Genomic DNA, 5742 nt, shown 5'->3' on the forward strand with positions numbered 1-5742 from the left:
ATGCCCAGGTCCGCCTCCAGGTCGAGATCAAGGTCGAGCATGTCCTGCGGATAGCCCGTCTTCTCGGCGACGACTGCGAGCACCTTCGTCACGACTGGGTCGGAGGCCGAAGGGGACGCTTCTGCACCCTGCGGCGGAGGCGACGGAGCAACTTCTTCCCTCGCTCCGCCCTCCTCGGCCTTCGCCTCTCCCAGGTCGGGGCGCATCTTGCGCACAAAGTCGATCACGCTCTGCAACGTCGGATAGTCGCGCAGGTTCAAACCTTCCTGGAAGGGGATGCCGAACTTCTCACGAATGGCAGCGAAAGTTTCCGCCTGCTTGACGGTGTCGATGCCCAGGTCCGCCTCCAGGTCGAGATCAAGGTCGAGCATGTCCTGCGGATAGCCGGTCTTGGCCGCCACGACTTCCAGCACCTGATCCACGACCGGGTCGGCAGATGGAGCCTGGACGGGCTGCAGCGCGACCGGCGCAACGATCGGTTCAGGCAGAACAACAGGAGCCGGAGACGGCGCTGCAATCGACGGTGCAGCCGGCTCGGCAGTCTGCAGGGTCGGGACCTGTGGCGCCGGTTCAAACGCAGGGGGAGGCGGCGCAGGTTTTGAGGGAGCAGGGGGCGCCGGTTTCGACGGAGCAGAAACAACAGGCGCAGCCCCGTCGCCTCTTGCCACGCGTTCCTCCGCTCTGCCGAGTGCTTCGCCCCTCACCGCTGCGGCCACCGCCGGCATGGGCAGCGGGCGATATTCGTTGATCAAGCCGTCGCCGGGCGCCGCTGCGCGCAAGGTGGGGCCGGTTCCGTAGCGCCATGCGCTGGGCGCCGGCGAACGAACAGGCTGCCCCTGCGCTGCAATGCGCAGCACGCGCTTGACAACCTCGGTTCGGGCATGGTCATAGCCGCTGACGTCATCCAACCAGCGTTGATAGCGCGCCTTGTCGTCGATGCGGTCGTGGCCGCCTGGGATGCGCCGGAGCAGCGTCATGGCAATCTGTGAGCCAAAACCCGCCGAGAGATGCAGCGCGTATTGCACCGGATAGCGGCCGCCGCGGCTCAAGTTGAGCACGCCTAGCTCCGGGTCGACCTCTTTAAAGTTCGGCACAGGCGGCACGATGCCGTACTCCAAAATCTTGACGGCGATCACATCCTCGACGCCGGCGCCCATCGGATGGCCGGTGAAGCCCTTGGTGTTGCAGACGACGATCTCGTTGGCCGCTTCGGCGAAAGTGTTGCGTAAGGCCATAACCTCAGCCGAGGCGCTGCCGCCGCGCGCGGGCGTGAAGGTCTCATGCGAGATGAAGGCCATCTGCGGCGCCATGACGTACCGATTGAGGCCAAAGCGGCGCTCCGCCGCCGTGACCAGCCGGTTCATGACGTCGGAGATATGCGACACATCGAGCCGCGTGCCGTGATAGGCGCTGTTGGCGGTCTCGCTGCTCAGCAGCTCGGCGATGCCGCGCATGCCGCGCTCGCGCACGGCGTCCTCGCTCTCGATCACCAGCGCACAGGCGCCCATGCCGAGCAGCGTGCCATGGCGACGCCGGTCGAAGGGCAGCGCCGCCTCGTCGACTTTATCGTCGGTGGCGGCGGCGCCCGTCGCCAGGAAGCCGGCGCCGACCCAGCCCATCAGATTTTCGCTGGTCACATCGTCTGCACCGATCACGATCACGCGGCGACAGCGTCCGTCGCGGATCCAATCCTCGGCCAGCGCTATCGCCTGGGCGGTGCTGGCGCAGGCGGCGTTGACATGCGTGTTCGGCCCGCGCGCGCCGATGTACTCCGCAAACTGACTGTGCCCCATGGCCAGGATGCGGAAAATGAAGCGACGGTCGAATTCATAGGGGTGGCGCTCCAACTCGTTGCGCAGTTCGCCGATGCGCCGCATGATCTCGCGCAGCGTGGTCGGATCGCTGGCATACTGACGCAAGTCCTCAAGCATGGCAAGCTGCCGGCGGCGGTTCTCCCACTCATAATAGCGGCGGAACTCCTCGGCCATGCGGTCGCCGCCGGGGAAGGCGCTGGCGAAGATGACGCCCGTCTCGTCGCGCAGGGCCTCGGGCAAGAGCCAGCGATCGGGCAGATAGGTGCCCTTGCTCGTGGGCCGGTAGGTCTGCACCAGCGGGATGCCCGCCTCGCGCAGCGCGTCCAGTCCGGCGGCCATGGCGAGCTGCGTCGTGATGTCGAGCGCCTCAATCAGCTTCTCCGGAACGCCGTACTCTTCGGCGAGATTGAAGTAGCCGCCGCGACCGGCGAGCTTGATCACCTCATCGGTGTCTTCGATCACCTCGAAATGGCCGCTGCCGTCCTCGCCTTTCACCAGCCGGGTGATGCGCTTGTTCGCCATCTCCTTGCGGAAGCGCTCTGGAATGAGGTCGACGAATTGCTCCCCGCGCAGGATGCGCAGCGCGTTCTCCGGGTCCATCACCGATTTGTTGGCGCCAGGCAGCCCCAGCCCTGTGCCGGTGATGACGACCGAGCCGGCGGGCGTCTCATTGCGATCGTAGTTCGAGGGCGATGGGCGAGGAGCGAAGGACGCAGCGCCGGTCGCCAACTGTTGCAGCGCCTGCATCAACGCCTGCCCCAGCGCGTTATTGGAATCGATGGTTGACTGTGGCATAGGTGCACTTTCCTTCATCGTTGCCTGAACTGGAGCGGACGTCGTGACGATGACAGGCGCAGGCTCGACCCGTCTCTCACTTCCGGCGGCTCGCTCCATCGCTCCGTATCCGGCTGCATAAAGTCCGCACAGCGCCTGATTGAAACTTTCGAGTTCGCCGGTTTTAGGGTGATTGGTGAGCAATGACCAGACGTCAGGTTGATCGCCCAACACATCGTCGACGAACCCCTTGAGCGCGCGCTTCGGCCCGACTTCAACAAAGCAACGCACTCCTTCGCGATGCATCGTCTCCAGCCCTTTGACCCACTGCACAGGCGAGGCAATCTGGCGTTCCAGGATGTCTTTGATCTCCTCCACGCCGGTCGGATAAAGCTCGCCGGTGACGTTGGCGACGAGCGGAATCCGGGGCGAAGAGATGCTCAGGCGATCCAGCACCTTGCGCAGCGGCTTGCTGGCCGGCGCCACGATCCGGGTGTGGAACGCGTGGCTGACGGGGATGCGCACGGCGCGGTAGCCTTTTTTCTCAAAGCGTTGGATGGCCTGCTCCACCGCCTTACTGGCGCCGCCCACCACGCACTGGTTATAGCTGTTGATGTTGGCGGCGACGACGTAGCCGTCCACCTCTCGCAGCGTTTCTTCGATGACGGGGAGCGGCGCCATGACCGCCGCCATCCAGCCGTTGTCCTCCACGCTGACGCGCGTCATCTCGGCCCCGCGCGCGGCCGCCGCCTCAAGCGCGTGGGCGAAGGGCATGACGCCGGCTGCGATCAACGCTGCATACTCGCCGAGCGAGTGCCCCATCACCATGTCCGGCTCGAAGCCGTACTCGGCGAGCAGCCTGTACAACGCCGTGTCCATCGTCAGCATGGCCGGCTGAGTGATCGCCGTCTGCATCAACGCCAGTTCGGCCTGTTTGACGGCTTGCGGGTCGCTGCTGTCCACGAAAATGTAGCTGGTCAGCGGCCGGCCCAAAATCGGCGTCATCACCTCGTCAGCCTCCTTGAAGACCTGCGCGACCACCGGCTCGCGTTCGGCAAGCAGACGCCCCATGTTCACATACTGGCTGCCCTGGCCGGGGAAGAGGTAACCGAGCTTGCCCGGCTTCGGCCCGCCGCCGCGAAAGATGCCCTGACCTTGCAGCGCTTTCCACGCCTGCACATTGTCGAACCCTGCGGCCTTGCGCGCTTTCTGAATGCGATCCAACAGCTCCTCATGCGTCCCAAAATCGATAAAGAGGCGTTCAGGCGCGGCGAGATCGGCCTTGGGAGGCAGCTCGCGCTCAGGGGTCCAGCCCGCCTCCACGCGGCGGAAGATGTCATCCAGCTTGTCCTTGAGCTCTGTAGGGGTGTGCGCGCCGATGGAGAGAATGCCACGCAGAGGTTTCTTGTGCATAGAATGACCTGTCGTAGGTTGGGCTGCAGTCTGGGCGGAAGAAGATGCAGAGTGGCTGAGCGTTGACGTCTCCACCCTCTGCTGTTCCCCGTTGGCCTTCGCCGCAGCAAAAATTTTCGGTTCAGGTTTCAACATGCCGGGCACGTACTCTTCGAGCACGATGTGGAAGTTGGTGCCGCCAAAGCCGTAGGCGCTGACGCCGGCGCGGCGGGGAAAATTCTTAGGCTGCTCCCACGCCATCGGCTCGTGAATCAGGAAGAAAGGCGTGCTGGCGAAATCGATGTTGGGGTTGGGGGTGCGGGCGTTCAGCGTCGGCGGCAACACCTTGTGATAGATCGCCATCGTCGCCTTCAAGAGGCCGGCCGCACCCGCGCCCGCCTTCAGATGGCCGATGTTGCTCTTCGCCGAGCCTAGCCCGATGCTGCCGCGCGGCGCGCCGCCGAAGACTTTGGTCAGGCTTTCCACCTCGACGACGTCGCCCACGCGGGTGCTGGTGCCGTGCGCCTCGACCAGGGTTGCCGTAGCCGGATCAAGGCCGGCGTTCTCCCAGGCGCGCACCGCCGAGAGCACCTGGCCCTGAGGATTGGGAGCCGTGATGCCCTTGCCCTTGCCGTCGCTCGAGGCGCCGACGCCGCGAATGACGGCGTAGATTTTGTCGCCGTCGCGTTCGGCGTCGGAAAGGCGCTTGAGCAGGAAGGCGGCCGAGCCCTCGCCCATGACGAAGCCGTCGGCGCCTTCGCCAAAGGGGCGGCTGCCCGTTGCGCTCAGCGCGCCGATCTTGCAGAACTTCACAAAGACGACCGGGCCCATGTTGCGGTCAACGCCGCCCGTGATCACCGCATCGACGTGACGCTCGACCAGCAGCTCGAACGCTGCATCGATGGCTGCAAAGGAAGAGGCGCAGGCGGCGTCGGTGATGAAGTTTGGCCCGCGCAGGTTAAAGATATTGGCGACGCGTCCGGCGACGATGTTGGGCAGCTCGCCGGGCATCGAGTCCTCGGTGATCGGCGGCAACGTCGCATCCAATCGCTGATGCCATTGCCGAAGAATCGCCTCGCGCTTGGCGGCGGGCAGTGCAGCGAACTCCGGCGCGGCCTCCAGCGCATGCATGAACTCCGGAAAAGCCACGCGCTGCTGCGTGATGTAGTGCAACTCTCCCCCCATCGCCGTGCCCAGGATCACGCCGGTGCGCTCGGTGTCGAGCGGACGATTGGGGTAGCCGTAGTCGCTCAGCGCCTCATCGGCGATGCTCACCGCCCACTGCTGACCTTCGTCCATCGCCGCCGCCACTTTGGGCGGAATGCGATACCTCTTCCAGTCGAACTGATAACCGCGCACCCACCCGCCGATCTTGGAATAGGTTTTGTCCGGCGCCGTCGGATCCGGATCATAATAGTCGGCGATGCTCCAGCGGTCGGGCGGCGTTTCCGTGATGCAGTAACGCTTGTGGATGATGTTTTGCCAGAAGGCCGGCGCGTTCAACGCGTCAGGAAGAATTGCGCCGAGGCCGACGATCGCGATTGCTCGGTCGGAGCTTGGATTGGGCATTGGGTCCTCCTTTGTCAACACAAAACCAGAAAACAGGAGATAAGCGGCGAAAGCTTCAGTGCATCAGTTCTCCCGCTCTCCACCTCCCCCGCTCTCCACCTCTCCCGCTCTCCACCTCTCCCGCTCTCCACCTCTCCCGCTCTCCACCTCTCCCGCTCTCCACCTCTCCCGCTCTCCACCTCTCCCGCTCTCC

At 64.7% G+C, this 5742-nt stretch carries 1 protein-coding gene; it reads right to left on the reverse strand.

The annotated features are described in order from the left end of the window. The coding region (locus Q0367_RS05935; protein ID WP_298981220.1) for a type I polyketide synthase at positions 1 to 5549 on the reverse strand (5549 nt) is incomplete at its 3' end. Positions 5550 to 5742: the final 193 nt, after the last annotated feature.

The organism is uncultured Caldilinea sp. (genome assembly GCF_937128415.1).
In the GTDB taxonomy this organism is placed as follows: domain Bacteria; phylum Chloroflexota; class Anaerolineae; order Caldilineales; family Caldilineaceae; genus Caldilinea.